Source organism: Neisseria sp. P0022.S010, from assembly GCF_051956635.1.
Genome location: NZ_JBQCXF010000695.1, coordinates 1 through 1,372, shown reverse-complemented (window position 1 = coordinate 1,372; position 1,372 = coordinate 1). Strand labels below are relative to the sequence as shown.

At 62.0% G+C, this 1,372-nt stretch carries 1 protein-coding gene; it reads right to left on the bottom strand.

Features of this window, described 5'->3' with window-relative positions; translation table 11 throughout:
- Positions 1 to 268: 268 nt before the first annotated feature.
- The coding region (locus ACTHUT_RS20720; protein WP_440419688.1) for a diflavin oxidoreductase at positions 269 to 1,372 on the bottom strand (1,104 nt) is incomplete at its 5' end.

Sequence of the window (1,372 nt, the reverse complement as noted above, 5' to 3'; positions counted from 1 at the left end):
CCGTCCTACTGCCGTTTCCTAATCGGGCTGCCTGAAAACCGCCAGGCCGGATTCTCGAAACCGACATTTGGGGCGGCGGATTTGCCGGATACGGATATTCAATCCGCCGCTGAAACAATTATTTGAATAACATGGCAAATAATTTTTCAGGTAGCCTTTCCTGCTTGCAGCTTGGCCGCCTTGGGGAAAGGCCGTCTGAAAATGGTTTTTTGATTTTCAGGTAGCCTTTTTTTGCCTGGCGGGGCTGCCTGAAAAACAGCCGCTGTTTTCAATATACGTCGCGCTGGTAGCGGCCTTCCTGGCGCAGGTTGTCGAGGTATTCGTCTGCGTCGTCGGGGCTCAGGCCGCCTTGTTCGGCGATGGTGTCGAGCAGGGCCTGCTCCACGTCTTTGGCCATGCGCGAGGCGTCGCCGCACACGTAGATGTGCGCGCCCTGCTGCAGCCACTGCCACAGTTCGGCGGCTTCTTCGCGGATTTTGTGCTGCACGTAGATTTTCTCTTCCTGATCGCGCGACCAGGCGAAGTCGTATTTGTTGAGCAGGCCGTCTTTCGCCCAGCCCTGCCATTCGGTTTGGTAGAGGAAGTCTTGGGTGAAGTGCTGGTTGCCGAAAATCAGCCAGTTTTTGCCACTGTCGCCGTTGGCGGCGCGCTGCTGCATGAAGGCGCGGAAGGGGGCGACGCCGGTGCCCGCGCCGATCATGATCACGGGCGTATCGGGGTTTTCAGGTAGCCTGAAGCGGGGGTTTTCCTCCACGAACACGCGCACGCTGCCTTCTTCTTCCAAACGTTCACCCAGAAAGCCGGAGGCGGCGCCGGTACGCGAGATGCCGTTGTGTTCGTAGCGCAGCACGCCCACGGTGAGGTGCACTTCCTCGCCCACTTCTTCGGGCGCGGAGGAGATGGAGTAGAGGCGCGGGGCGAGCGGGCGCAGCAGGCCGGCGAGCTGCTCGGCGGTGAGCGCGGCGGGGTATTGCGACACGATGCCGGCAATCGGGTTGGCGGCGGCGTAGGCGGAAGCGTCGGCGGCGGCCTGCTTCAGCTCGGGATTGCCGGAGATTTCGGCGTAGCCCTGCACGAACTGCGGGGTGTTCAGGCCGATTTCCCAATCGTGCAGCAGGGCTTCGCGCACGGTTTTGCCCTGCCCGCCCGCATTCACCGGCTCGTCGCCCTTGAGCGAGACGGCGGCGAGGATTTCGTCCACGACGGCGGGGTCGTTCTCAAACCATACGCCCAGCGCGTCGCCCGCGCGGTATTGCAGGCCGGAGCCGGAGAGGTCGATTTCGATGTGGCGCACGTCTTTTTCCGAATCGCGGCCGGTGATTTTCTGGCGGACGAGCAGGGTGGCGGGGAAGGGGTTGGCCTTGTTGTAGGC